We start from the raw sequence: 25,004 nt of genomic DNA on the forward strand, positions 1-25,004 counted from the left end.
GGAGCCGGGGAACCGAAGGCCGGGGACTGAAAGACTGTCGCTCGGGATATCGCGGTGCGGGGGCTTGTGGCAAGCGGCCCCGCGCAATTGGCCGTCACAGCGCCGACAGGGTCTCCGGCGCAGCGGGCGCGTCGAGCACGGGTGCCGCCTGGAACAGCTTCGTGAGTTCCTTCAGGGTCTGGGTGGTCCGGCTGGACAGCACCGGCGGACGCTCGGCGGCGGCATCGGCTGCTGCCTGTTCGGCGCTCTTCTTCTCCGCTTCCTCGGCCTTGGCAGCGATTTCGGCATCGACGAAGGGGTGATCGAGGCCGGGGATCGGTCTGAGGTCGATATTCTGGTGCGCATAGAGCATCAGGCGCTGCCACACCATGGCCGGCAGCGTGCCGCCGGTCATCTTGTTGGTCGCGGTGAAGTCGTCATTACCGAGCCAGACGGCGGCCGTGTAGTTGCCGGTAAAGCCGACAAACCAGGCATCGCGGTAGGACTGGGTCGTGCCGGTCTTGCCGGCGACGACGATGTTTGGAAGGGCTGCGCGCCGGGCAGTGCCGATCACCGGCACCGCCGCCAGCATGGTGTTCATGTATTTGAGCGCCTGCTCCGACAGCACCCGATGCGGCGGCGGCGCATCCTTGGCGAAGTCGTAGACCACCTCGCCGGTACGGGTGAAGAGTTGGCTGACGCCGTGCCGGGTTCCGGCAAGGCCGTTCTGGGCAAATACGCTGTAACCCGTCGCCTGGTCCATCACGGTCATGCCCGACGTGCCGAGCACCATGGTCTTGTGTGATTCCAGCGGCGACTCGACGCCCATCGCTTCGGCCATCGCCTTGATCGGCTTGATGCCGAGATAATCCTTGGCCAGCCGCACCGGCACCGTGTTGATCGATTTGGCCATCGCCGTGATCAGCGTGACGTTGCCGGCCGACCCGCCATTGTAATTGTGGGGCGACCAGCTGCCCCAGGAGATGGGTCCGCCGGAAACCACCGAATCCGGCGTGAAGCCATGCTCCATCGCCGTCGCATAGACATAGGGCTTGAACGAGGAGCCGGTCTGGCGAAGCGCTTTGGTGGCGCGGTTGAACTGGCTCGCGCCGTAGTCGCGGCCGCCGACGATCGCCCTGACGGCGCCATTGGTCTCGATGACGACGATGGCGCCCTCGGTGACGTTGTATTCCTTGCCGAACTGGCGGAGGTGGAACTCCATCGATTCTTCGGCCGCCTTCTGGATGTTGGCATCGAAGGTGGTGTGGGCGACAAGCGAGTGCGGGCCGCCTTTGGCGGCGATCTTCTTGACCTCGTCGAAGGCCCAGTCGAGGTAATAGTCGGGGCTCTTCTGCTCGCCGCGGTCGACGATTTCGGCCGGGTGCAGCCTTGCTTGCAGCACTTGGCCTTCGGTCATGAAGCCGGAATCGACCAGATTGGACAGCACCACGTTGGCCCGCGCCCGGGCGGCGGGCAGGTTTATGTGCGGCGCATATTTGGTCGGCGCCTTGAACAGGCCGGCCAGCATCGCCGCCTCGGCAAGGTTCAGGTCCTTGACGCTCTTGCCGAAATAGAAATCGGCTGCCGCCTCGATGCCGAAGGTGCCGCCGCCCATATAGGCGCGGTCGAGGTAAAGCTGCAGGATTTCCTTCTTCGACAGATTGGCTTCGAGCCACAGCGACAGGAACGCTTCCTTGATCTTGCGCTCGAACGTCCGCTCATTGGTCAGGAACAGGTTCTTGGCCAGCTGCTGGGTGATGCTCGAGCCACCCTGGACGACGGAATTTGCCCGCACATTCTCGAATATGGCGCGCGACAGGCCGAGCACATCGATGCCGTAATGGTCGAAGAAACGGCGGTCTTCGGTCGCCAGCACCGCCTTGATGACATGGTCGGGCATCTCGTCGACCGGCACCGAATCGCGCTGGATGATGCCGCGCTGGCCGATCTCGTTGCCGTAGCGGTCGAGGAAGGTGACGGCGAAGTCGCCTTGCGTGCGCCAGTCGCCGGCGGTTATCTGGAAGGCCGGCAAGGCCAGCGCCAAAAGGACGACGATGCCGCCAGCACCGAGCGTAAAGCCTTCACTCAATAGTTCGATCAGGCCACGGCGCCAGCCGCCGACGCGGAAACGCCGCGAGAAGATGGTCGCCGCCTCCCAGAACTGGCGCGCCCTGAAGCCGATTTCGTAGACCGAGGAATCAATCCACGCATCCACCGCCAGCAGCCTTGCGGCGATCGGACCTCTTCTCTTGCGTGGTTCCAAAGGACTAGCCATTCCAGGATCCGGCTGCGGCGATGCCGCTAACTGAGAAACCGCATACCGGCAATTTCAGGGAGGCGCGCCTTTGAAGACTATTCGTCCATTTTGGTGCTGCCTACAAGGGCGATGAAGATAGGCGCGATGAAGATAAGGGCGATGAAGACGTAACGGGCGGTTCGTCGAGGGGAAGACGGCTCCTGCGAGACGTCAGCGCAGGATGTTGGCTGCCCTGCGCGAGTAGGTGGTGTCGTTGATCTGGGCGAGCATGAAGGCCGCTACGTCGGCCCGCGCCAGTGTCGGCAGCAGCGACGCCGACCGGATGCCATTGCCGTGGCGAAATTCACCCGTTGCCGCCCCATTGCTCAGCTTGGGGGGCCGCACGATGGTCCAGTCGAGATTGGATTGAACGATCAGGCTTTCCTTCACTTCATGGTCCGCCACCTCATGGCGCAGCACCAATGGCGCGATGATGTTGCCCAACAGGGGGCCCAGTTGCCGCCGGCTGTCGCGAACGCCAAGGAATGAAAGATAGATGAGCCGTTCGGGGCCGGCCTGTTGCATCGCCGCGACGATGAAGCCGATGCCGGCAACGACGGCCGGATCGCGTTTCAGCGGCACGCCCACCCCAAGACAGCTGAAAACCGCATCATTCCCGACAACGGCGCGTTCGACTGCCTGCCGATCGGCGACGTTTCCGACGATCACCTTCAGATTTTCGTGGCTGATGGCAAGCTTGCCCGGCGTGCGGACGAAGGCGGTCACCGCATGGCCCTTCGCCAACGCCGCCGAGACAAGCAGTCGACCCGTCGCACCGGAAGCGCCGAAGATCAGCAGTTTCATCGTCCGCTCCTGGAAACCGTTAGCCCCGCTTACGCCCGGCGACGAAGGCGACAGGCGCCCCGGTCGGGCCGGGCAGCAACCGGCTGTCGGCATAGCCGCTCTGATCGACCAGGTCCTGGGCTGCGCCCTTTTCAAAGACCGTGCCGCCCCACATTGTGGTGCGGAAGCGGGCGAGGGCGTCTCCCAGTGCATCCGGTCCAGGATTGACCATTGCCAACAGCAGCCAGCCGCCGGGCCGCAGCGCGGCGTAGCTGCGCTTGACGACGGCCCTGACATCCGGCTCGGGGATGAAGGCGCTTGGTACGAAAACAAGGTCGAACGCGTCCGTGTCCGCGATATCCTGGCCCAGCCCGGTGTGCAGTTCGATGCGATGTTCGAGCCCGGCTGCCCTGACGTTGGCAGCGGCCTGCGCGATGGCTTCAGGCAGGGGATCGACACCGACCGCCTTCAGGCCGGGCCATTGCCGCAGCATCGACACCGACAGGGCGCCGACGCCGACGCCGATATCCAGGAAGGCTGCGCCCGGTGCGGCGAGCCTCTCCGGCAAACCGGTCAGTTGTGGCGCGATCAGCCGCTTCAGCAACGCCGGGAAGCCAGATGAAACGTCGCCGAAGGCCTGGCGTAAACGGGCTTCCAGGGCCTCGACGCTTTCGGAGGAGCGCGACAGCAGCTTGCCACCTGAAAGCAGGTCGACCCGGATGCTGGCCAGCACCGGCGTGAGTTCAATGACGCCAGCACTTGATACGACGTCGGAGGCGCCGAGTTCGGCAAGCACGGCCCCTGTGCGCCGGGCCACACTGCCCTCGAGTGGCGTGCCGGAAATACGCGCCTCCATCGCCAAACCGAGCGCCACCAACGCATTGGCCGACGTCGCGTGCCGCGCCACCATCGTTCGCAAACCTTCGATATCCATCGATCGCTTCCCTGAATTGGATCAGGCCTATTCTCGCGCGGACGTCAAATTCAGGCGATTTGCAATTTCCGGGCATGCTTGTGCAAAACTGCACAGGTGCGCGGCGAGGAATTGATCTAGACTAGGTTCGTGATCAAGACCGGCGAACCGGACTGGAACGATCTGCGCTACTTTCTCGCTGCCGCCCGCGCGGGAACGTTGTCGGGAGCAGCGCGCGTGCTCGGCGTGCGTCACACGACGATCAGCCGGCGCCTTGCTGCTCTTGAGGCGGCACTCGGGGTTTCGCTTGTCGTGCGAACGCGGCAAGGCATCGAGATCACGCCGCTTGGCCAGACATTGCTGCCACTCGGTGATGACCTTGAACGTACCATGCAAGCACTGACGGCGCTTGTGCGTTCGGGCAAGAATAGCGTTCGGCTGGCACTGCCGTCAGGCTTCAGCCCCCTTTTTGCCGAGCGTATGGCCGGGTTCCATAAGGCCCACCCCGATATCAATCTTGAACTGACGAGCGGCAGCAGGCCCGTGGACCTGCAGCACGGCGAGGCCGACCTAGCGGTCAGGATCGGCACCATCGCCGACGACGATCGCGCAGAAGCTTTGTGTTGCGGGCTGGTCGATCTACGCGTCCCAGCGCTATCTCGACCGTCACCCGATGCCCATCGACCCTCGCCAGCTGGCCGGACACGAGATCATTGGATTTCACGCAAGCCTTGCCGGCGTCCCCGGCGCCAAATGGGTTGAGGCGCACGGCGCCGGCGCGACAATTGTCCTTCGCGTTGCCGAAATGACGGAAATGCTGGCGGCGGCTCTGAGTGGCGCCGGTCTGGCGGTAATGCCCTGCATGTTGGCCGAAGCTGAACCGCGGATGGTGCGCCTTGCCCCCGACATTCTCGGCAGTCATCCGGTGTCGCTCGTCTATCGCCGTGAAATCGGGGCGGAGGCGCCGGTGCGCGCCGTCATCCGCTTCGTTTCTACCATCATCAAGGACCATGCCGAGGTGATCAGCGGCGAGACGCAGTAGGGGCATGGTGCAGCCGCTTGCGCGAGGTGCCGAGGATTGGCAGTCGTCACACGGGACGCTTGTCCCGCTCTTTGCGGGTCGCACCTTATCGTCCGGCGTTGGTTCTCTCGGAAGACTCGCTGGATACTCGATTTGCGGGAGCGCCAGAGAATCTTGCGATCCCGATAATATTAACAGGTATTATTTCCGCTAGGTCTCTCACCACAGTTGGGTCATGCCAAATGCCTGAGAATTGAATTTCCGCTGTGAAACACCTATCTTACAGTGAAATTCACGTTTTCGACTTTAGCTGCAAGGAGATTTTACGGATGGCCCAAGGCAATCAGAACATCATGGGAAAATCTGAGGCTCGCTTCATGGAAAATCAAAAGAAGGCGGCGGAGCGGAACAAAGCAACTGCCGAATATCTCTCGGAGGCGAAGGCCAGGACCATCAAGACGGCAAGGCTGAGGGAATTGCGACTGGCCAAGGAAGAGGCGGACCGCGCGGCGGCAGCTCTGAATCCGGGCGCCCCGAAGAAGAAGCGGGCGTCGCGGGCACTCAAGCAGGCCGTATCCGCATCGACGCAGCCCAAATCATGAGCCTGACATTTCCCATTCCAGCTACAGCCAGGAAGCAAACGCATCCGCTTCGTCGGCCGTGCCGTCGCGGGTTGCAGGAGCAGGGCTTATTGCCGAGATCATGAAGGTTCATAATCCGCATGAGACGCGCTGATTCGCGCTTTGGCGGGATGCCTTCATGCAACGCAGCTACGCAGCCGGGAGCTCGACGCGACGGGCGAAGGGAAAGACGATGACCGCGCCGGCCGTCGAATTGCAGAAGGCCATATTCGATGCTGTGAATGGCGATCCCGATTTATCGGCGGCATTGGGCGACGCAAGATTGTTCGACCGTGCGCCGGAAAATGTTGCGTTCCCCCACATGACCTTCGGCCGCACCAGCGTCTACGATTGGGCAACGGGAATGGAGAACGACGCAGAACAGTTGCTGACGTTGCATGTCTGGTCGAAATCAGAGGCCAGCAAGGAAACCAATGACATCATGGACCTTGTTAGCACCCGCCTGCGCGATACGGCTCTCTCGCTCGGCGAACATCGCCGCGCCTACCTCAAGCTCGAATTCGCCGAAGCCCGCTACGACGAGGACCTTTCGGCCCATCACGGGCTGCTGCGCTTCCGTGCCGTGATCAAGGACGAGGGCTGAGCACCGGGCACTTTTTGCAAATCGGACAATTTTGTTCTTGCTTTGTGCCGGCAGCTATGCTACTAATTCCCCTATGGTGCTGATGGCGCCAGCGACCCGCCGCAGAGGCGGGTTTTTTGTTTCAGGTTCGGTTCGCCTGAACTGCCATCGGTTGCCTTGGGCCGGATGCTTCGTCCTCCCAAATGGTCCTGCCCGCCAGATGATGCCGGTTGTCGGCGAAGGATTGGAGGGCTAGGTTAAACATTGGCGATTTCGCGGAGCCGGGCGGCGAAATGGCAATCCGGTAATCTCGCGCTTCAGGGGTGTGGCGGGCATGCATTCGAGCGTTCACCGTTCATATCACGTTCAGCACCGGCGCGTTAGAACGCTGACCATGAAAACCCTTCGCTCCCACTTCCGGACCGCGGCACTGGCGCTGTCAGCCGCCGGTCTGCTTGCGTCGCAAGCGATGGCGATCCCCGCTGTCGTGCCCGAGTGGACTCAGCCGGTCGTCGTCGCCGCGTCCGACTGCTACGCGATCGGCCAGCAGGTGGCCGAGCAGAATGGCGGCACCCTGGCCAAGGCCTCGCAGTCGACACGCGGCGGCCAGCCGGTCTGCGTCATCGTCGTACTCGTTCCGGGCAAGGACGGGCAGCGTCCCCGTCGCTCGGAGATCGTCGTTCCGCTGAACTGAACCGTGCCGTTTCCCAGTCTGCCGGAATCGGCCTATATCTGAACAGCTTCAACAGGCCTTCCGCATGCGCGTACTCGTCGTCGAAGATGACAAGGATCTCAACCGGCAGATCGGCGATGCGCTGGTCGATGCCGGCTATGTCGTCGACCGCGCTTTCGACGGCGAGGAAGGGCTTTTTCTCGGCGACACCGAGCCCTACGATGCCGTGGTGCTCGATATCGGCCTGCCGCAGATGGACGGCATCAGCGTGGTCGAACGCTGGCGGCGCGGCGGCCGCAAGATGCCGGTGCTGATCCTGACGGCACGCGACCGCTGGAGCGACAAGGTTGCCGGCATCGACGCCGGCGCCGACGACTACGTCACCAAACCCTTCCACATCGAGGAAATCCTGGCCAGGGTGCGGGCCTTGATCCGGCGTGCTGCCGGGCACGCTTCGTCCGAACTGACCTGCGGGCCGCTCCGCCTCGACACCAAGGTCTCCAAGGCCGACGTCGACGGCGTGCCGCTGAAGCTGACCTCGCACGAATTCCGCTTGCTTGCCTATTTGATGCACCATATGGGCGAGGTGGTGTCCCGGACCGAGCTGGTCGAGCATCTCTACGACCAGGATTTCGACCGCGATTCCAACACCATCGAGGTCTTTGTCGGACGGCTTCGCAAGAAGATGGGCATCGACATGATCGAAACTGTTCGCGGCATGGGCTACCGCATGCGTAAGCCGGAGGCGTAACGCGGAACCGCTGCCTACAAAACCCGCCGTCTCGAACACGCCGTCGCTGCGGTCATGGCCGCGTTCGGTGGCGTTTCGCGTCATCGCCTTTTCCACGGTCTGGGCGATCCTCACTCTGGTCGTCATCTTCACCTTGATCACCACGCTCTATCGCCAGGCCAGCGAGCGCGGTTTCGACAGCCTGCTTTCGGCGCATCTGTTCAACCTGATCGGCTCGGTCGGCGCTTCTGAAAGCGGCCAATTGACCGGCGCCCCCGACCTTGGTGATTTGAGGTTCTCGGAACCGAATTCCGGCTGGTACTGGTCGGTCGAGCCTGCCTCGGAAGGCGTGCACGGCGATCTCCATTCGTCGTCGATGACCAAGGCGATCCCGTCGCCAAGCGTTGCCGAGGTGCCCTTCAATGCCAGCTTCCAGCGCAGCTATTCAGCGGACGGCATCGAAGGCGAGCAGTTGGAGGTGTTCGAGAGCGAGTTCGTGCTCGATGCGAAAAACCGCGCCGCGCGCTTCCGCGTCATGGGCAACCAGACCGAGCTCGAGCAGGAAATCGCCACCTTCCAGCGGCGCCTTTTGACCTATCTGTCGCTGTTCGGCGTCGGCATGATCGCCATCAATGCGATTGCCATCCTGCTCGGCCTGCAGCCGCTGCGCCGGGTCAGGAATGCGCTTGCCATGGTGCGCGAAGGAACCGCGCAGCGCCTAGACGGCCGTTTCCCGGCCGAGATCGAGCCGCTCGCCAACGAGACCAATGCGCTGATCGAGAACAACAGGCGTATCGTCGAGCGGTCGCGCACACAGGTCGGCAACCTGGCTCACTCGCTGAAGACGCCGCTTGCCGTGCTGCTCAACGAGGGACGGGCGCTGGGTGGCGCCAAGGGTCAGCTGATCGCCGAGCAGGCCGCTTCCATGCAAAAGCAAGTGGACCATTATCTGCAACGTGCCCGCGTCGCCGCGCAGCGCGACAGCGTCGTCTACCGTACGCCGGTGGCGCCGCTGGTCCAGCGCATGGTTCGGGTGCTGCAGAAGCTCAACCCGCAGACGTTGCTGTCGCTCTCACTGCCGGCCACCGACATCGTCTTTGCCGGCGAACGCGAGGACCTGGAGGAGCTGCTCGGCAATCTGCTCGACAATGCGATGAAATGGGCAAGGAGCGCGGTCGCCGTTTCGGTCAAGCCAATCTCCAGCAAGGGTGGCGCTGGCACGGAAGGCGCAGCCAACCTGTTCGAGATCAGCATCGAGGATGACGGCCCCGGCATTCCCGACGACAAGGCGCGCGAGGTGTTGCAGCGCGGCCGGCGGCTCGACGAGACAAAACCGGGCAGCGGGCTCGGACTTGCCATTGTCGCCGACCTTGTCAACGAGTATGGAGGCTCTCTGGCGCTGGAACGATCCGTCATGGGTGGATTGAAGGCGATGGTTCGATTGCGGAGCCTTCAGTAATGCTTTTCCAGATTGCTTTTCCAGGTGGCCGGCCGCGGCCAAATTTCCGACAAACATCGACATTATGGCCGCGCCAGCTGCTGACAGCGCGGCGGTCCAGCTCAAGAAAGCCGGTATTGGCATGAAGATTCGCGTCGCGCTCGTTTCCGCCCTGCTCGCCGTCTCCGGCTGCACAACGCTCGGCAAGGGCCCGGCCGTTACGGTGACGCCGGCCGCGACGCCCCCCAGCGGCGCCAAGGTGGCGACGACGATCATCTCCGCCATGGGCGGCGGCCTCGTCGGCGGCTCTATCGGCGCCGGCCTGAGCGAGACCGAGAAGCGCAGCGCGCTCGAGGCGGAATACAAGGCGCTTGAATACACGGCGAGCGGCCAGAAAGTGGCTTGGAAGAGCGACGGTTCGGCCCATCGCGGCGAAGTGGTCGCCGCCCAGCCCTATCGCGTCGGCTCGCAGGACTGCCGGCAATACACCCATACGGTGTTTACCGGCACCGCCGGCGCCACCGCGCGCGGAACCGCGTGCCGCAATGCCGACGGCAGCTGGACGCCGCTGACGTAGCTGGCCGGCCGTCGATCCGCCGATTCCGGTCCGGCACTAAAGCGCGTCGCGTTCGACCGGCCTCATGCGACGCGCTTTAGGTCCTTGCTTTGATGCATGGTCGTTATCGCAAAACCGCTGCACACTTTTGCGCGACATGCATTATCGATCGGAGCGGCCCCGCCAAAGCGTCGCAGCACGCTTGTGTTGGCAGGGCAAGGGTCTCGTTCTATTGGAAGAGCCATGCTGTTCTGGGTCATAGCCGCAATCCTGACGCTGGGCGCAAGCCTGGCGGTGCTGCTGCCGTTGGCCGGCGGATCGAAGAACGCGTCCGCTGCCGGCGATCACGACCTTGAAGTCTATCGCGACCAGCTGGCCGAGCTTGACCGCGATATGGCGCGTGGCCTGATCCAGCCAATGGAGGCCGAAGAGGCACGCGCCGAAATCGCCCGCCGCATCCTTCGCCTGAGCAATGCCGGCCACGCCGACGACACGGCGACGCAACCGTCGCGGTCGACAAGGCTGGTGGCGACGGCGGCCGTGCTGCTGGTTCCGCTGGTCAGCTGGGGCCTCTATGGCCAGCTCGGCTCACCCGACCTGCCGTCGCAGCCGCTCAGCGAACGCCTGGCCAAGAACCCCGCCGACAGCTCGGTCGACGAGCTGATAGCCCGCGCCGAGGCGCACCTGGCGGCCAACCCATCCGATGGCCGCGGCTGGGACGTGCTGGCGCCGGTCTATCTGCGCATGCAGCGATACGCCGATGCGGTGACCGCCTATCGCAACGCCATCCGCCTCGACGGCGACAGCGCCGCCCGCCAGGCGGGTCTTGGCGAGGCGATCGCCAATGCGGCCGGCGGCATTGTCTCCGCCGAAGCGCAGGCGGCTTTCGAGGCGGCGTTGAAGCTCGATCCGGCCAATCCGAAGGCATCGTTCTATCTCGCCATGGGCATGGCACAGGAAGGCCGCATAGCTGAAGCCACGGCGGCCTGGCAAAAGATGCTTGCCGCCTTGCCGCAGGGCTCGCCGTGGCGCGGCGCCGTCGAGCAGGCGCTGGCCGAATCCGCCGCCCGCAGCGTCGCTTCGGAGGCGCCCGCGAAAGGGCCGACCGCCGAGGATATCGATGCTGCTTCCTCGATGTCGCCGCAGGACCGGCAAGCCATGATCAGCACCATGGTTGCCGGCCTCGACGAAAAGCTTCGGCAAAATCCGCGCGACGAGGAAGGGTGGATGCAGCTCGTTCGTTCCTATGCCGTGCTGGGCAAGACAGATCAGGCGCGTGACGCGCTCAATCGCGGTATCGCCGTCTTTGGCGCGGACAGCGATCAGGCCAGAAAATTCACCGCCTTTGCCGCCTCGCTTGGCGTGACGGCGGCGGAGTAGACGATGACGCGCAAGCAGAAACGACTGTCGGTGATCGCAGCGGGGCTGGGGTTTCTCGGTGTTGCCACGGGGCTGACCTTCTATGCGCTTGGCCAGAAGGCCTCCTATTTCTACATGCCGGCCGATCTGGCCACCGCCAGCCTTCAGCCGGGCCAGCGCATCAGGCTCGGCGGTCTCGTCGAAAAAGGCACGGTCGAGCGTAGCCAAGGCGCCACCGTCGCCTTTTCGGTGACCGACAACCAGAAGGACGTCAAGGTCACCTATACCGGCATTCTTCCCGACCTCTTCCGGGAAGGACAGGGCGTGATCACCGAAGGCTCGTTTGGCCCCGATGGCGTCTTTGTCGCCGACAGCGTGCTGGCCAAGCATGACGAGACTTATATGCCGAAGGAGGTAGCCGACGGCCTCAAGGCCAAGGGCGTATGGCAGGAGAGCAAGAGTGACTAGCGGGTGCGGTGACAATGGTTGAAACCGGACATTTCGCCCTGATCCTGGCGTTTGCGCTGGCCCTGGTGCAGACGATGGTGCCGCTGTTCGGTGCGCGCACCGGCAACCACAAGATGATGGCCGTCGGCGCACCGGCCGCGCTGACCGGCTTTGCCTTGACGGCGCTGTCTTTCGTGGCGCTGGCAACCGCCTACGCCGGCTCCGACTTCTCGGTTGAGAGCGTCTGGGAGAACTCGCATTCGCTGCAGCCGCTGATCTACAAGATCACCGGAACCTGGGGCAATCACGAAGGTTCGATGCTGCTCTGGGTGCTGATCCTGACCTTCTTCGGCGCGCTCGTCGCCGTCTTCGGCGGCAATCTTCCGGCGACGCTCCGGGCCAATGTGCTTGCCGTGCAGGGAGCGATCGGCGCCACTTTCTTCCTGTTCATCCTGACGACGTCGAACCCGTTCGTCAGGCTCAATCCGGCGCCTATCGAGGGCCGCGATCTCAACCCGATCCTGCAGGACCTCGGCCTCGCCATCCATCCGCCGCTGCTTTATCTCGGCTATGTCGGTTTCTCGATCTGCTTTTCCTTCTCTGTCGCTGCCCTCATCGAGGGCCGCATTGACGCTTCGTGGGCGCGCTGGGTAAGGCCGTGGACATTGGTTGCCTGGATGTTCCTCACCGGCGGCATCGCCATGGGCTCCTACTGGGCCTATTACGAGCTCGGCTGGGGCGGCTTCTGGTTCTGGGATCCGGTCGAGAACGCATCCTTCATGCCGTGGCTGGCGGGCACGGCGCTGCTGCATTCGGCGATCGTCATGGAAAAGCGCTCGGCGCTGAAGATCTGGACGCTGCTTCTGGCGATCCTGACCTTCTCACTGTCGCTGCTCGGCACCTTCCTGGTGCGCTCCGGCGTGCTGACCTCGGTGCACGCATTCGCCACCGATCCGACGCGCGGCGTTTTCATCCTCTGCATCCTGACGCTGTTCATCGGCGGCTCGCTGGCGCTGTTTGCCTTGCGCGCCTCCCGGCTGACGGCCGGCGGGCTGTTTCACCCGATCTCGCGCGAAGGCGCGCTGGTCCTGAACAATCTGTTCCTGACCACCGCCACCGCCACCGTGCTGGTCGGCACGCTCTACCCGCTCGTCGTCGAAGCCCTGTCTGCCGACAAGATTTCGGTCGGCGCGCCGTTCTTCAACCTGACATTCGGCCCGCTGATGGTGCCGCTCTTGGTCGTCGTGCCGTTCGGGCCGCTCCTCGCCTGGAAGCGCGGTGACATTTTCGCGGTCGCCCAGCGCCTGATGGCGGCTTTCGCGGCGGCGCTGCTCGCCGTGCTGGTGACGGCCCTGTTCATCGATGGCGCTTCGGTGTTGGCGGCACTCGGTGTCGGCCTTGCCTTCTGGCTGATCTGCGGCGCGCTCTCCGATCTCGCCGTCAAATCCGGCTTCGGCACCGTCGCGCCCGCCACCATGCTCAGGCGCTTCGCCGGCCTACCGCGCTCGGTCTTCGGCACAGCGCTTGCGCATCTCGGCCTCGGGCTGACAACGCTCGGCATTGTCGGCACGCTTTGCTTCGGCACCGAAAAAATCCTGTTGATGCATGCCGGCGAGACCGTCGAACTGTCCGGCCACAAGCTGCGCTTCGAGGGACTCTACCCGGCCCAGGGGCCTAACTACAGTGAGGATCGCGGCCGCTTCGCCCTGCTTGGCGCCGACGGCAGCGTCACCGGCGAGATCACCTCGGCCAAGCGCTCATATCCGGTGCGCCAGATGACCACAACCGAATCCGGCATCAGGACGATCGGCTTCAGCCAGCTCTATCTTTCGCTTGGCGACGAGGGCAGCGATGGCTCTGTGGTCGTTCGTCTGTGGTGGAAGCCGCTGGTGACGCTGATCTGGGGCGGCGGAATGGTGATGATGGCGGGCGCGGCGATGTCGCTGCTCGACCGCCGCCTGCGCGTCGGCGCACCGTCGCGCCGCAAGGCTGCGGCCGGCGTGCCATCGGCGAGCCCGCAATGAAAAGGGTCACGCTGGCCTCGCTGGTCCTGCTGCTGGCGCTGTTGTTCGCCGGCGCCGTGCAGGCGGTCAAGCCCGACGAGGTGCTCGCCGACCCGGCACTCGAGGCGAGGGCGCGCGCTTTGTCGGAAGGCCTGCGCTGCATGGTCTGCCAGAACCAGTCGATCGACGAGTCCGATGCCGACCTCGCCCGCGACCTGCGCATCCTTGTGCGCCAGCGCCTGGTCGCCGGCGATACCGATCGGCAGGTGATGGACTATGTCGTTTCGCGCTACGGCGAATTCGTGCTGCTGAAGCCACGCTTCAATCTGCGCAATGTTTTGCTCTGGGGGACGCCAGTTCTTCTGCTGCTCGTTGGCGGGACATTCATCCTGCTGGCCGCCCGCTCGCGCCATTCGACGGTGACCGCTGCATTAACTGCCGAGGAACAGGCGGCGCTGGACAAGATGCTCCGCCGCGATTGATCGATACATTACGAAAGTTTCATGTACCGGAAATGGCGCCGTAATGTGCGGCCCTCTATTTCCTTTGTCGAGGATGCCAATCAAGGGGCGTCCCTTGAAAAGAGGATACGATAACCATGAATGTTGCCCCCAATTCATATCTTCGCACCCGCAAACGCCTTCTGGCCGCAGCCGCATCCCTGGCCATTGCCGGCGCGATCGGCTTTGGTGCTGTTGCCACCGGGACAGCCCCGGTGCTGGCCGACGCCGTGCGTGTCGAGGCACCGCAGGTCCCGAGCTTCGCCGATGTGGTCGAGCGCGTTTCGCCGGCGGTCGTCAGCGTGCGCGTCAAGGCCAAGATCCAGTCGACGGCCGATGACGGTTCCGGCCAGATGGACGACGAGGACGGCTTAGGCAATCTTCCCGACAACCCGCAGCTGCGCCGGTTCTTCCGCGAATTCCGCGGCTTTGGCGATCAAGGCGGCGATCAGGGCCAGAACGGAATGCGCCGTTTTGGACACCGTGACCGCAACAACGACCAGCCGCGGCCGGTGGCGCAAGGGTCCGGTTTCTTCATCTCCGATGACGGCTATCTCGTCACCAACAACCATGTCGTCGAGGAGGGCACCGCCTTCACCGTGGTGACCAATGACGGCAAGGAACTCGACGCCAAGCTGATCGGCACCGATCCGCGCACCGATCTTGCCGTGCTCAAGGTCGATGACGGCAACAAGTTCACCTATGTCGACTTCGCCGATGATTCCAAGGTTCGCGTCGGCGACTGGGTGGTGGCTGTCGGCAATCCGTTCGGCCTCGGCGGCACGGTTACCGCAGGCATCGTTTCGGCTCGCGGCCGCGATATCGGCGCCGGTCCCTATGACGACTTCATCCAGATCGACGCCTCAGTGAACCGCGGCAATTCGGGCGGCCCGACCTTCAACCTCAACGGCCAGGTTGTTGGCATCAACACCGCGATCTTCTCGCCGTCGGGCGGCAGCGTCGGCATTGCCTTCGATATTCCCGCTTCGACCGCCAAGCAGGTCGTGCAGGATCTGATGAAGAACGGTACAGTCCAGCGCGGCTGGCTCGGCGTCGAAATCCAGCCGGTCACCCCCGAAATCGCCGAGTCGCTTGGCCTAGGGTCCGGCAAGGGCGCGCTCGTTGCCAGCGCGCAGGACAGCGGTCCCGGCAAGAAGGCCGGCATCACCGCCGGTGACGTGATCACCCAGGTGGACGGCAAGGACGTTGCTTCGCCGAAGGAACTCGCCCGCCTGATTGGCGCTTACCCGCCCGGCAAATCTGTCGATGTCACGGTGTGGCGCAACGGCAAGAGCGAGGCGGTTAAGGTCGATCTCGGCAAGTTGCCGTCGAGCGACAAGCAGGCCTCGGCCGACCAGCAGCCTGCCCCCGCGCCGAAGACCGACACGCTCGCCGATCTCGGCCTGACCGTCACCAAGTCTGACAATGGCAAGGGCCTTGTGGTGACCGATGTCGACCCCGACAGCGATGCCGCCGATCGCGGCATCCAGCCCGGCGACGTCATCACCTCCGTCAATTCGGCGGAAGTAAACGGCACCGGCGACGTCGACAAGGCGATGGCCGACGCGGTGAAGTCCGGCCGCAAGGCGGTGCTGATGCAGATCACCCGCGACGACAGCAACCGCTTCGTCGCACTGCCTGTCGCCAAGGGCTGAGCGCATGACCCCGAACACGTATTCCGTTTTCGGAAAGGCTCATGCGCCGATTCAAGGTGGTAGAGCGTCCTTTGCGCGTCCAAGAGGACGCGCGGCGCTCTAGTGGTCGACTTTTCCGGTGCGGCGGTTTTCAACACCCCCGAGCCGCCGCACGGGAAAGCACGGGGCCTGAATACGTTAGTCAGTCATCGTGTTCCGCCCCAGCGGCAGCGGGCTTCCCATCGCCCGCTGCCGCTCGAACATGCCGCTCAAGGCGTGAAGCGGTTTTAGGCTACGACATGCTAAAACAAAGACTTACCGCGTATCCCTGAATCACTTTGTTCGCGATACGCCATGGAGAAGGCCACGATGCATATGCCGGCCACTCAATCTTCCAGCGAAATCGCGTATAACGGTTCTATGAAGATTCTCGTCATAGAAGACGATCGCGAGGCAGCCGACTACCTGCAGAAGGCGTTCGCCGAGGCCGGCCATACCGCCCATGTCGCCGGCGACGGCGAAACCGGCTTCGCGCTCGCTGATTCCGGCGACTATGACGTCATGGTCGTTGATCGCATGATGCCGCGCCGCGACGGCCTGTCCGTCATTGCCGGGCTCAGGTCCCGGGGCAATACGACGCCCGTGCTGATCCTGTCGGCGCTCGGCGAAGTCGACGACCGGGTCACCGGTCTGCGCGCCGGCGGCGACGACTATCTGACCAAGCCCTACGCCTTTTCCGAACTGCTCGCCCGCGTCGAGGTGCTGAACCGCCGCGCCAGCGCCAGGGAAGCTGAAACCGTCTACCGGGTCGGTGATCTCGAACTCGACCGGCTGTCGCACTCGGTGCGCCGCGCCGGGCGCGAGATAACGCTGCAGCCGCGCGAGTTCCGCCTGCTCGAATATCTGATGCGCCATGCCGGCCAGGTGGTGACGCGCACCATGCTGCTCGAGAATGTCTGGGACTACCATTTCGATCCGCAGACCAACGTCATCGACGTTCATATCTCGCGGCTGCGGGGCAAGATCGAGAAGGGCTTCGACAAGCCGATCCTGCACACGGTTCGCGGCGCCGGCTATATGCTGAAAAGCGGCTAGAACCCTATGGCTCTTTCCGTGCCGGCCATCATGAAGACGACGGCAGCGCGGCTTTCGGCGCTCTACCTCCTGCTGTTCGCCATCTGCGCGGTGCTGCTCGTGTTCTACATGACCTCGCTGTCGGCGCGCATGCTGACCGGCCAGACCCAGGACACGATCAACGACGAGGTGCTCGGCCTTGCCCGCGCCTATCAGCGCGGCGGCCTGCCGCTGCTGGTCCGCGTCGTCGAGCAGCGCTCCCGCCAGCCCGGCGCCAATCTCTATCTGATCGCCGATGCCAACGGCCAGATCCTGACCGGCAACGTGCAGAGCCTGGAGCCGGGCGTGATCGAGGCCGAGGGCTGGACCACCGAACCGTTCTCCTACCGCCGCTTCGGTGAGGGCGAGCTCGAGCGGCAGCGCAACCCGATCTCCGACCCGAACGAGCCCGCCCAGAGCGAAGTTCAGGCCGAAGGCGAGAAAGGCCACAACGCCATTGCCCTGGTGCTGCGCCTGCCCAACCAGATGATCATGCTGGTCGGCCGCGACCTCGGCGAGCCGGAGCGCTTCCGCGCCGTCATTCGCCGCGCCTTGATGCTGGCGCTCGGCATGATGGGCGTCGGCGGGCTGCTGATCTGGTTCTTCGTCGGGCGCGCGGCGCTGAAGCGCATCGACAGCGTGTCCGAGGCGAGCCGCCGCATCATGGGCGGCGATCTTTCCGGCCGGCTGCCGGTCACCGGCGCCGGCGACGAGTTCGACCGGCTGTCGGAAAACCTCAATTCCATGCTGGCCAGGATCGCCACGCTGAACGAGGGCCTGAAGCAGGTCTCCGACAACATCGCCCACGACCTGAAGACGCCGCTGACCAGGCTGCGCAATCGCGCCGAGGCGACGCTTTCCGGCAAGCACAACACCAGCGACTACCGGCAGGCGCTGGAAGGAACGATCGCCGAATCCGATCAGCTGATAAAGACCTTCAACGCCATCCTGATGATCTCGCGACTGGAAGCCGGCTATTCCTCGGAAAGCACCACCAGGGTTGATCTGGCCGCTGCCGTGCACGACGTCGTCGAACTCTACGAGCCGGTAGCGGAGGAGGCGGGCGTGACGCTCGAAACTTCGGTGCAAGGTTCCTTCGCCGTCAACGGCAATCGCGAGCTGATTGGCCAGGCGCTGTCCAACATCGTCGACAACGCGATCAAATATTCGACCGACTCGACCTCCAGGCCTACGGTTCGCGTGACGCTGGAGCGTGTCGGTAGCGAGATCAGACTTGCCGTCTCCGACAACGGCCAGGGCATTCCCGACGATGTCGACCGCGCCAGGGTGACCGAGCGTTTCGTGCGGCTGGAAAAGAGCCGCTCGCAGCCGGGTTCCGGCCTTGGCTTGAGCCTCGCCAAGGCGATCGTGACGTTCCACAATGGACGGCTTGAGCTTCTGCCCGGCAATCCCGGATTGTCCGTCGTCATGAGTTTTCCCGGGCGGGAGGATCGCTGATGGTGGCGAGGATGGCAGTGCGACGCCTCGAAACGGACAGGCTGTTGAAGCCGACGATAAAGCTCGTTCCGCTGGATGCAAGCCGCGCAAGGCAGGAATTGTCGGAGATCGCCGACGCCGCGCGGCAAAAAGAACTGCCGCGACTGGCGAAATTCTTGGCAGGCAAGGGGGTCGTCCAGGATTTCCTCGCCGCCGTGTTCGACCTGTCGCCGTTCCTGCGCGATACCGCGCGCCGCCGGCCGCGGATACTCGATGCGCTTTTCGACGAGGCCATCGAGGCGCGGCTATCATCGATCGGCGCCGCGGTCGACAAGGCAGCACGCGTACAGGCCGTCTCCGAAAGCAGCCTGATGATGGAGCTGCGCCAATGCAAGGCGGAGGCGCATTTCCTGATCGCCTTGGCCGATCTCGCCGGCGAAGCCGAGACCTCGCTGACGGTGCGGCGACTGAGCGACCTTGCCGACGCCTGCACGCGTGCGGCTGTCGATTTCCTGCTCCGCGACGCGCATGAGCAAGGCAAGCTCCGATTGCCGGATCCCAAAAATCCGGCGCGACGCTCGGGCTGGATCCTGCTCGGCATGGGCAAGCTTGGCGCCCACGAGCTGAACTTCTCCTCCGACATTGACCTCGTCGTCTTCTTCGACCCCGATGCGCCTGCCGTCGTCGATCCGCTCGATGCCACCGAGCTGTTTTCGCGCCTGACCCGCCGGCTGGTCCGCATTCTCCAGGACCGCACCGAGCACGGTTACGTCTTCCGCACCGATCTCCGGCTTCGTCCCGATCCCGGCTCGACGCCGCTGGCGATCCCGGTCGAGGCGGCGCTGCGCTACTATGAGGCGCGCGGCCAGAACTGGGAGCGCGCCGCCATGATCAAGGCGCGCCCGGTGGCCGGCGATCTTGCCGCCGGCGCCGCGTTCCTGAAGGAGCTGCAGCCCTATATCTGGCGCAAATACATGGACTATGCGGCGATCGCCGACGTCCACTCGATCAAGCGCCAGATCCACGCCCACAAGGGCCATGGCGAGGTCGCGGTCAAAGGCCACAACGTCAAGCTCGGCCGCGGCGGCATTCGCGAGATCGAGTTCTTCGTCCAGACCCAGCAGCTCATCGCCGGCGGCCGCTTTCCCGAATTGCGCGGCCGCGAGACCGTACCGATGCTCGGCGAGCTTTCCGCGCGCGCCTGGATCACCGCCGATGCGCGCGATGCGCTCACCAGGCAATACTGGTTCCTGCGCCGCGTCGAGCATGCCATCCAGATGGTTGCCGACGAGCAGACGCATATCCTGCCGGAGGACGAAGAGGGGCTGGAGCGCGTCGCCCGCATGCTGGGCTTTGCCGATGCGGCAGGCTTTGCCGAAACGTTCCGCGCGGCGCTGCACCAGGTCGAGCGCCACTATGCAGCGCTGTTCGAAACCGCGCCGGAGCTTTCGGCCGGCATCGGCAATCTGGTCTTTACCGGCGACGTCGACGATCCCGATACCTTGCAGACCTTGCAGCGGCTCGGCTTCCAGCGGCCGAGCGACATCTGCCGGGTTATCCGCGGCTGGCACTTCGGCCGCTACCGCGTCACCCGGTCGGCGGAAGCGCGCGAGCGGCTGACCGAACTGACGCCGGCGCTGCTGCAAGCCTTCGGCCAGACGCGGCGGGCGGACGAGGCAGTGATCCGCTTCGACGAATTCCTTGCCGGCCTGCCTGCCGGCATCCAGCTGTTTTCGCTGCTGCAGTCGAATCCGGCTTTGCTGAAGCTGATGGCGACTATCATGGGCGCGGCACCGCGGCTGGCCGCCATCATCACGCGCCGGCCGCATGTCTTCGATGGGCTGCTCGATCCGGCGCTGCTGAGCGAACTGCCAAACCGCGCCTATCTGTCGGCGCGCCTTGCCGCCTTCCTCGAAGGCGACAGAGCCTATGAAGACGTGCTCGACCGGCTGCGCATCTTTGCTTCGGAGCAAAAATTCCTGATCGGCGTCAGGCTGCTTGCCGGGTCGATCGACCCGCCGCGCGCCGGCCGCGCTTTTTCCGATCTCGCCGACCTGACCATCGAGGCGGCATTGCAGGCGGTGATGGCGGAATTCGCTTTGCGTCATGGCTATATTGCCGGCGGCCGGGTCGCGCTGCTCGGCATGGGCAAGCTCGGCAGCCGCGAACTGACGGCGGGCTCCGACGTCGACCTCATCCTGCTCTACGATCACGACGCCGATGCGGAGGAGTCCGACGGCGACAAGCCGCTTGCCCCGTCGCATTACTGCAGCCGGCTGACACAGCGGCTGATCGCCGCCGTTTCGGCGCCGACCGCCGAGGGCGTGCTCTACGAGCTCGACCTTCGCCTGCGGCCGTCCGGCAACAAGGGGCCGGTGGCCACCCATGTCGACGCCTTCAAGAAGTATCAGCGCCAGGAAGCCTGGACATGGGAGCACATGGCGCTGGCGCGCGCCCGCACGATCGGCGGCGATGCCGAGCTCTGCCGCGAGGTCGAGGGAGAAGTTGCCGCAGTGCTCGCTCTGCCGCGCGATCCAGCCAAGGTGATGGCCGAGGCATCCGAGATGCGCGCCATGGTCGACAAGGAGAAGCCGCCGCGCGATCCCTGGGACATCAAGCTGATCCCGGGCGGCCTCATCGATCTCGAATTCATTGCCCAGGTTGCGCTGATCACCGGAAAGATCGAGGCAGGCCGCAGGGCCACCGGCACGGCTGAGGTCCTGTCGCGCCTGGCGCCGGATTTCGCCAGCGCCCAGGTCAGGCAGGAACTGGTGGATGCCTATTCGCTCTATCTGGCGCTGACCCAGATGATACGGCTTTGCCTCACCGGCGCGTTCGAACGCGACGACGTTCCGCCAGGGCTTTCGGATCTGCTTCTGGCCGTCACCGACCTGCCGGATTTCGGGGTGCTTGAAGCGCATCTCGGGGAGACGTCGCAGAAGGTCATAAAGGATTTCGACCTTCTGCTTCGTGCGAAACAACCGTGACGGCAACCAGCCGTACGGGCGAGAGCATCGGGCCCAAAATTGCGACCTGCTTTGGGAGGTTCCGATGTTCAATCAAAGAGATAGAGCGGGGGATTGAAGGTCCGCCGCTCTAGCATCGGGGGTGACGATGCAACAGGAGAAGACCATGAGAAAGACGACCAGACTTGCACTCGTTTTCGCAGCCCTGGCCGGCGCCGTCGGCACCGCTGCCTATGCAGACGAGCACTCCGGGGCCGGGCCGCGCGACGGCATGATGATGCGCCTCGGCAAGGTCATGAACGACAATGACGGCACCATCACCTTCGACCAGTTCTCCGACGCCATGAACGCGCGGCTGAAGAAGATGGTCGCTGACAATGGCGGCAAGCTGACCGTGGCACAGCTCGCCGACGCGCTGGAGAAAGCACGCTTCGAGCAGATGGCCAGGCGCATCATCGCCCGTTACGACACCAAGGGCGACGGCACGCTGACCGCCGATGGCATCACAAGCCGCCAGAAGAAGGTCTTCGCCATGCTCGACCGTGACAATGACGGGAAAATCGAGAAGAACGAACTGCCGAAAGGTCCCGGCGGTCACCGCCAATGGGACGGCGAGGGCAATGATGGCACTGACGGTATGCAGTGAGAATTGATAACGCTCCGGCGGTGCGAGCCGCCGGAGACTTATGTGCGCGTCGACGCCTGAATCACCAGATCGGCCCAACTGCGAACGGACGGTGTTTCCACCGCATTCAGCTACTCTGTTCGCCGAGTCCGGTGCAGGGCGCGGCTTGTGTGGACCTGCAAAATCCGGTCGCGCAGATGGGCATAGAAGCGCGGCGGCAGCATGCCGTAATCAAAGCGGGACGGCTTCGTCCCTGGAATGGGCCTCAAATCGGGACCCGGCCAAAGGAATTCATTGATCTCGGTCACGATGATCCATGACGGCATATCGTCGAGACCGAGGTGGGTTTTGAGTGGCGCAGGTATTTCTATTGCATCCGCATGATCAGCCGGAGCTGAGTGGGTAATCGGAACCACCGTTACAACTTCACGCCCCTCCACGATGTGACGGGCGGCGACAATTGCGCAGGGCCGGCTCTTGCGGGCTTCCTCCGCGCCTTTTTTGTTTTCTCTCGCCCAGAGATAGGAATAGGAAATCACCAGACCGGGGACAGGTTTTGGGAGGCTCACGGTGTCCAGTCTTTGAGCATTGCATCAAGTCCGGCGTATTGGGTCGGGACGGCGCTTTCGCCGATGGCGTTCAGCGTCTCGTCGTCCAATTCCTCGACCGGGCGGGCGACCCGTCCTCTGACCAAAACCTCGAACATAGCCGCTGACAGGAGTACTGTATGGGTCCGCCCATTCTTTGTGATTGCAACCGGCGTGCGCTGGGCGGCATCCTGAAAGCGTCCGACATTCTGCTGGAATTCCGTTGAAGTCACTCGCATCACAAGCCCTCCTTTCTTTATCTAAAATAGATAAAATAGATAGACTTATCAAGGGAAAGTTCTCGCGTTGCCGGGCGGCGCGCAAGCGCATGTTCGACTGATCATGCTGGGCCTGGTCACGAAGTCATTCAGGCAGCGGCCCTGACCGCCTGCGCGGCTTTCTTGATCGGGATGCGTACCGAGACGATCGTTCCGACGCTTTCGGTCGAGCGGATCTTCAACGCGCCACCCTGAAGCTCGGCCAGCGAGCGCGAGATGGCGAGGCCGAGGCCGGAGCCGGCATGGCTCTTGGAGAACTGGTTTTGCACCTGTTCGAATGGCCGCCCGAGCTTGCTCAGCGCCGCCTTCGGGATGCCGCAGCCATTGTCCTCGATCGTCAGGATCAGCGCGCTGGAAATGCTGCGGGCTCTGACCGAGATGTGGCCGCCTTGCCCGGTGAACTTCACCGCATTGGACAGAAGGTTGATGAGGATCTGCTTGATCGCCCTGCGGTCGGCGAACAGCGTCAGCGAATCGGCGATGCGGGTTTCGACGGTGATCGACTTTTCCGCCGCCTGCAGAGAAACGACGCGAACCGTCTCCCTGATGAGCGGGCAGAGATCGATTTCTTCCTGATCCAGGGCGAACTGGCCGGCCTCGATCTTCGACATGTCGAGGATGTCATTGATCACACCGAGAAGATATTTGCCGCTGCCGTTGATGTCGGTGGCATACTCTTCGTAGCGCGGCGAACCCAGCGGCCCGAACAGCCGCCGTTCCATCAGTTCCGAGAAGCCGATGATCGCGTTGAGCGGGGTGCGCAACTCGTGCGACATGTTGGCCAGGAATTCGGATTTGGCCCGGTTTGCCGCTTCGGCGCGCTCGGTTTCCTTCATGTATTTGCGATTGAGTTCGACGAGCTCACGAGCCCGTTCTTCTTCCGCGCGGCGGGCAAGGCTGAGGTCATGGATTGTCGCCATCAGCCGGCGCTCGCTGTCGACCAGCTTCTCCTGGTGCAGCTTGATCTGGGTGATGTCGGAGCCGACAGAGACGGTACCGCCGTCCCTTGTCCGCAACTCGTTCACCTGCAGCCAGCGGCCGTCGGCAAGCTGGCGCTCGAAGGTCACGCCTCCCTGCGGTCCGTTGGTATTGGCAAGCCGCCGCTCCGAGGCGAAGGCCAGCATGCGTTCCTCCAGAACGGCGCGCGGAGCGCCCGGCATCACGTCGCGATCCAACAGGCCGTTGTCCTGCTGGTATTTGGAATTGCACATGATCAGGCGCTCGGACGAATCCCACAGCACGAAAGATTCGTTGATGTTTTCGATGGCCGTCCTCAGGCGCAGGTCCGCCGCTTCGGAGCGCAGGGCCAGATGCCGCTGCTCGGTGACGTCGACGGCGATGCCGATCAGCTGGATCTCCGGCGCTTCCGGGTCGATAACGTGTGCTCGTGCGCGCATCCAAACCCATTGCCCGTCGGCATGGCGCATCCGGAACACCTGGTCGATATGGTCGATCTCGCGTGCGACGATCCTGTTGGCGAGTTCGAACAAATCGCCGTCCTCGGGATGAATGATTTCATCGACTTCGCCGAACGACAGCATCGTGTCACAAGGCTCGTAGCCCAGCATGTCGTACATCGAGCGCGACCAGTACATCTTGCCGCGCACCATGTCCCAATCCCACAGGCCGCAGCGGCCGCGCACCAGCGCCATGTCGATGCGCTGGTGGGCTTCGAGATAGATGCGATCGGCGGCCTGGGCGCGCGCCGCCTGGCCGAAATAGGCGTAGAGGATGATGATCAGCACGCCGGCCGTCAGCACGAACAGCGTGACGTTGAGCGAGACCGTCTTGCGCCAGGCGTCAAAAACTGCCTCCTGCGGCACGAACGCTGCCGCGGCACCCCTTCGGGCATTCGCCAGGCTCACTGCCGCGTACCAGTCCTGTCCGCCGATGTTGACCTCCATTACCCCGGCGCGGTCGCCGAACATGAACAGCGGCTGCCCGCCCTGCACGACGCCATCGAGCGATCGCCCCTCCCAGTGCATCGACTGCGGCGATACGGCAATGATCTTGAAGGCGCTATCGGTGATCGCCAGTACGTGGCTTCGGCCCATCGCGCCCTGACGACCGGTGCTCTCCAGCAGGTCCTGGATCGCGCCGGGCGCGGAAACCATGGTCGCGTCGGCGATCGAACTGGCCAGTTGGCCGGCGGCCAGCGCAAGGATCGCCTTGGCGTCGCGCTCGATCTCGTCGCGCTCGTTCATCAGCGACAGAAAGCGCAGTACTGCGATGATCAACAGAAACATGATGATGAGGGCCGGGATCGATCGCCGCAACAGCGGCTCGGCTGCCAGCAGCCGTCGGTAGGCAGGTTCGGCGATGAGCCGCGTATTGCCCGCGAGACCGTCGCTTCGCGCCTCGCGACGCTCAAACGCCGTCCCGCCGGGCGCGCCCCACGCGTCCGCCTTCGCCATAAATGGCACTCCCCGATTTTCTGTCCCGCTTGACGATCCGGCAACGCCG

Annotated in this window: 21 protein-coding genes and 1 pseudogene; 16 read left to right on the forward strand and 6 right to left on the reverse strand. The window is 63.9% G+C overall.

All coding sequences use genetic code 11. The features are described 5' to 3' along the window. Positions 1-94: 94 nt before the first annotated feature. The 3 genes from NKK47_RS23565 to NKK47_RS23575 all read right to left on the reverse strand — a co-directional run bounded on the left by NKK47_RS23565 (position 95) and on the right by NKK47_RS23575 (position 3,992). Positions 95-2,254 carry a transglycosylase domain-containing protein gene (locus tag NKK47_RS23565; RefSeq protein WP_352578420.1) on the reverse strand — a complete coding sequence of 720 codons (2,160 nt, stop codon included), beginning with the start codon at positions 2,252-2,254 and terminating at the stop codon, positions 95-97. Between the two features lie 192 nt (positions 2,255-2,446). Next, positions 2,447-3,079, reverse strand: a complete 633-nt coding sequence (locus NKK47_RS23570; protein ID WP_352578421.1) for an NAD(P)-dependent oxidoreductase — start codon at positions 3,077-3,079, stop codon at positions 2,447-2,449. Between the two features lie 19 nt (positions 3,080-3,098). Further along, positions 3,099-3,992: a class I SAM-dependent methyltransferase gene (locus tag NKK47_RS23575; RefSeq protein WP_352578422.1), complete on the reverse strand. Its 894-nt coding sequence runs from the start codon at positions 3,990-3,992 to the stop codon at positions 3,099-3,101. A 129-nt stretch (positions 3,993-4,121) separates the two neighbouring features. Between NKK47_RS23575 and NKK47_RS23580 the strand changes: the two are divergent. From NKK47_RS23580 to NKK47_RS23655, 16 genes and pseudogenes are all read left to right on the forward strand, one after another. Then, positions 4,122-5,013: pseudogene (locus tag NKK47_RS23580) on the forward strand (LysR family transcriptional regulator). 308 nt (positions 5,014-5,321) lie between these two features. Further along, positions 5,322-5,594, forward strand: a complete 273-nt coding sequence (locus NKK47_RS23585) for a hypothetical protein (RefSeq protein ID WP_352578423.1) — start codon at positions 5,322-5,324, stop codon at positions 5,592-5,594. Between the two features lie 211 nt (positions 5,595-5,805). Next, on the forward strand, positions 5,806-6,216 hold the full coding sequence (locus tag NKK47_RS23590) for a DUF3168 domain-containing protein (RefSeq protein WP_352578424.1): 411 nt from the start codon (positions 5,806-5,808) through the stop codon (positions 6,214-6,216). Positions 6,217-6,589: 373 nt separating this feature from the next. Further along, entirely contained in the window at positions 6,590-6,889 is a 300-nt protein-coding gene (locus tag NKK47_RS23595; protein ID WP_352569868.1) for a hypothetical protein, read from the forward strand. A 64-nt stretch (positions 6,890-6,953) separates the two neighbouring features. After that, entirely contained in the window at positions 6,954-7,619 is a 666-nt protein-coding gene (locus NKK47_RS23600) for a response regulator transcription factor (RefSeq protein ID WP_352578425.1), read from the forward strand. 10 nt (positions 7,620-7,629) lie between these two features. Continuing rightward, entirely contained in the window at positions 7,630-9,057 is a 1,428-nt protein-coding gene (locus tag NKK47_RS23605) for an ATP-binding protein (protein ID WP_352578449.1), read from the forward strand. A 121-nt stretch (positions 9,058-9,178) separates the two neighbouring features. Next, positions 9,179-9,613, forward strand: coding sequence for an RT0821/Lpp0805 family surface protein (locus tag NKK47_RS23610; RefSeq protein ID WP_352449042.1), 435 nt, complete (start codon positions 9,179-9,181; stop codon positions 9,611-9,613). 222 nt (positions 9,614-9,835) lie between these two features. Next, positions 9,836-10,972 carry a c-type cytochrome biogenesis protein CcmI gene (gene ccmI, locus NKK47_RS23615; protein ID WP_352578426.1) on the forward strand — a complete coding sequence of 379 codons (1,137 nt, stop codon included), beginning with the start codon at positions 9,836-9,838 and terminating at the stop codon, positions 10,970-10,972. Between the two features lie 3 nt (positions 10,973-10,975). After that, on the forward strand, positions 10,976-11,419 hold the full coding sequence (gene ccmE / locus NKK47_RS23620) for a cytochrome c maturation protein CcmE (RefSeq protein ID WP_352454332.1): 444 nt from the start codon (positions 10,976-10,978) through the stop codon (positions 11,417-11,419). 14 nt (positions 11,420-11,433) lie between these two features. Then, positions 11,434-13,422 carry a heme lyase CcmF/NrfE family subunit gene (locus tag NKK47_RS23625; RefSeq protein ID WP_352578427.1) on the forward strand — a complete coding sequence of 663 codons (1,989 nt, stop codon included), beginning with the start codon at positions 11,434-11,436 and terminating at the stop codon, positions 13,420-13,422. After that, positions 13,419-13,883, forward strand: a complete 465-nt coding sequence (locus tag NKK47_RS23630) for a cytochrome c-type biogenesis protein (protein WP_352569863.1) — start codon at positions 13,419-13,421, stop codon at positions 13,881-13,883. Before NKK47_RS23625 ends, NKK47_RS23630 begins: the two co-directional genes overlap by 4 nt. Positions 13,884-13,999: 116 nt before the next feature. After that, entirely contained in the window at positions 14,000-15,556 is a 1,557-nt protein-coding gene (locus NKK47_RS23635; protein ID WP_352578428.1) for a Do family serine endopeptidase, read from the forward strand. A gap of 399 nt (positions 15,557-15,955) precedes the next feature. Beyond that, positions 15,956-16,630, forward strand: coding sequence for a response regulator transcription factor (locus tag NKK47_RS23640; RefSeq protein WP_254819962.1), 675 nt, complete (start codon positions 15,956-15,958; stop codon positions 16,628-16,630). Positions 16,631-16,636: 6 nt separating this feature from the next. After that, complete coding sequence (locus tag NKK47_RS23645) at positions 16,637-18,106, forward strand: sensor histidine kinase (RefSeq protein WP_352578429.1); 1,470 nt, start codon at positions 16,637-16,639, stop codon at positions 18,104-18,106. Continuing rightward, positions 18,106-21,072 (forward strand): bifunctional [glutamine synthetase] adenylyltransferase/[glutamine synthetase]-adenylyl-L-tyrosine phosphorylase, encoded by a 2,967-nt coding sequence (locus NKK47_RS23650; protein ID WP_352578430.1) that lies wholly within the window; start codon positions 18,106-18,108, stop codon positions 21,070-21,072. Before NKK47_RS23645 ends, NKK47_RS23650 begins: the two co-directional genes overlap by 1 nt. A 145-nt stretch (positions 21,073-21,217) precedes the next feature. Continuing rightward, complete coding sequence (locus NKK47_RS23655; RefSeq protein WP_352454338.1) at positions 21,218-21,697, forward strand: EF-hand domain-containing protein; 480 nt, start codon at positions 21,218-21,220, stop codon at positions 21,695-21,697. 110 nt (positions 21,698-21,807) lie between these two features. Here NKK47_RS23655 and NKK47_RS23660 read toward each other — a convergent pair whose 3' ends face one another. The 3 genes from NKK47_RS23660 to NKK47_RS23670 all read right to left on the reverse strand — a co-directional run bounded on the left by NKK47_RS23660 (position 21,808) and on the right by NKK47_RS23670 (position 24,955). Then, positions 21,808-22,245 (reverse strand): type II toxin-antitoxin system PemK/MazF family toxin, encoded by a 438-nt coding sequence (locus NKK47_RS23660; RefSeq protein WP_352578431.1) that lies wholly within the window; start codon positions 22,243-22,245, stop codon positions 21,808-21,810. Further along, complete coding sequence (locus NKK47_RS23665; protein ID WP_352454340.1) at positions 22,242-22,502, reverse strand: type II toxin-antitoxin system prevent-host-death family antitoxin; 261 nt, start codon at positions 22,500-22,502, stop codon at positions 22,242-22,244. Before NKK47_RS23665 ends, NKK47_RS23660 begins: the two co-directional genes overlap by 4 nt. Positions 22,503-22,630: 128 nt before the next feature. Further along, positions 22,631-24,955 carry a PAS domain-containing sensor histidine kinase gene (locus NKK47_RS23670; protein ID WP_352454341.1) on the reverse strand — a complete coding sequence of 775 codons (2,325 nt, stop codon included), beginning with the start codon at positions 24,953-24,955 and terminating at the stop codon, positions 22,631-22,633. Positions 24,956-25,004: the final 49 nt, after the last annotated feature.

It is taken from the genome of Mesorhizobium sp. M0019 (assembly GCF_040323975.1).
In the GTDB taxonomy this organism is placed as follows: domain Bacteria; phylum Pseudomonadota; class Alphaproteobacteria; order Rhizobiales; family Rhizobiaceae; genus Mesorhizobium.

What these genes read in the sequence shown, in the direction of transcription:
- NKK47_RS23650 (WP_352578430.1), top strand. Translation starts at nt 18,106, where the DNA reads ATGGTGGCGAGGATGGCAGTGCGACGCCTCGAAACGGACAGGCTGTTG.
- ccmI (WP_352578426.1), top strand. Translation starts at nt 9,836, where the DNA reads ATGCTGTTCTGGGTCATAGCCGCAATCCTGACGCTGGGCGCAAGCCTG.
- ccmE (WP_352454332.1), top strand. Translation starts at nt 10,976, where the DNA reads ATGACGCGCAAGCAGAAACGACTGTCGGTGATCGCAGCGGGGCTGGGG.
- NKK47_RS23595 (WP_352569868.1), top strand. Translation starts at nt 6,590, where the DNA reads ATGAAAACCCTTCGCTCCCACTTCCGGACCGCGGCACTGGCGCTGTCA.
- NKK47_RS23655 (WP_352454338.1), top strand. Translation starts at nt 21,218, where the DNA reads ATGAGAAAGACGACCAGACTTGCACTCGTTTTCGCAGCCCTGGCCGGC.
- NKK47_RS23590 (WP_352578424.1), top strand. Translation starts at nt 5,806, where the DNA reads ATGACCGCGCCGGCCGTCGAATTGCAGAAGGCCATATTCGATGCTGTG.
- NKK47_RS23610 (WP_352449042.1), top strand. Translation starts at nt 9,179, where the DNA reads ATGAAGATTCGCGTCGCGCTCGTTTCCGCCCTGCTCGCCGTCTCCGGC.
- NKK47_RS23565 (WP_352578420.1), bottom strand. Translation starts at nt 2,254, where the DNA reads ATGGCTAGTCCTTTGGAACCACGCAAGAGAAGAGGTCCGATCGCCGCA.
- NKK47_RS23570 (WP_352578421.1), bottom strand. Translation starts at nt 3,079, where the DNA reads ATGAAACTGCTGATCTTCGGCGCTTCCGGTGCGACGGGTCGACTGCTT.
- NKK47_RS23645 (WP_352578429.1), top strand. Translation starts at nt 16,637, where the DNA reads ATGGCTCTTTCCGTGCCGGCCATCATGAAGACGACGGCAGCGCGGCTT.
- NKK47_RS23630 (WP_352569863.1), top strand. Translation starts at nt 13,419, where the DNA reads ATGAAAAGGGTCACGCTGGCCTCGCTGGTCCTGCTGCTGGCGCTGTTG.
- NKK47_RS23665 (WP_352454340.1), bottom strand. Translation starts at nt 22,502, where the DNA reads ATGCGAGTGACTTCAACGGAATTCCAGCAGAATGTCGGACGCTTTCAG.
- NKK47_RS23625 (WP_352578427.1), top strand. Translation starts at nt 11,434, where the DNA reads ATGGTTGAAACCGGACATTTCGCCCTGATCCTGGCGTTTGCGCTGGCC.
- NKK47_RS23600 (WP_352578425.1), top strand. Translation starts at nt 6,954, where the DNA reads ATGCGCGTACTCGTCGTCGAAGATGACAAGGATCTCAACCGGCAGATC.
- NKK47_RS23640 (WP_254819962.1), top strand. Translation starts at nt 15,956, where the DNA reads ATGAAGATTCTCGTCATAGAAGACGATCGCGAGGCAGCCGACTACCTG.
- NKK47_RS23575 (WP_352578422.1), bottom strand. Translation starts at nt 3,992, where the DNA reads ATGGATATCGAAGGTTTGCGAACGATGGTGGCGCGGCACGCGACGTCG.
- NKK47_RS23585 (WP_352578423.1), top strand. Translation starts at nt 5,322, where the DNA reads ATGGCCCAAGGCAATCAGAACATCATGGGAAAATCTGAGGCTCGCTTC.
- NKK47_RS23635 (WP_352578428.1), top strand. Translation starts at nt 14,000, where the DNA reads ATGAATGTTGCCCCCAATTCATATCTTCGCACCCGCAAACGCCTTCTG.
- NKK47_RS23670 (WP_352454341.1), bottom strand. Translation starts at nt 24,955, where the DNA reads ATGGCGAAGGCGGACGCGTGGGGCGCGCCCGGCGGGACGGCGTTTGAG.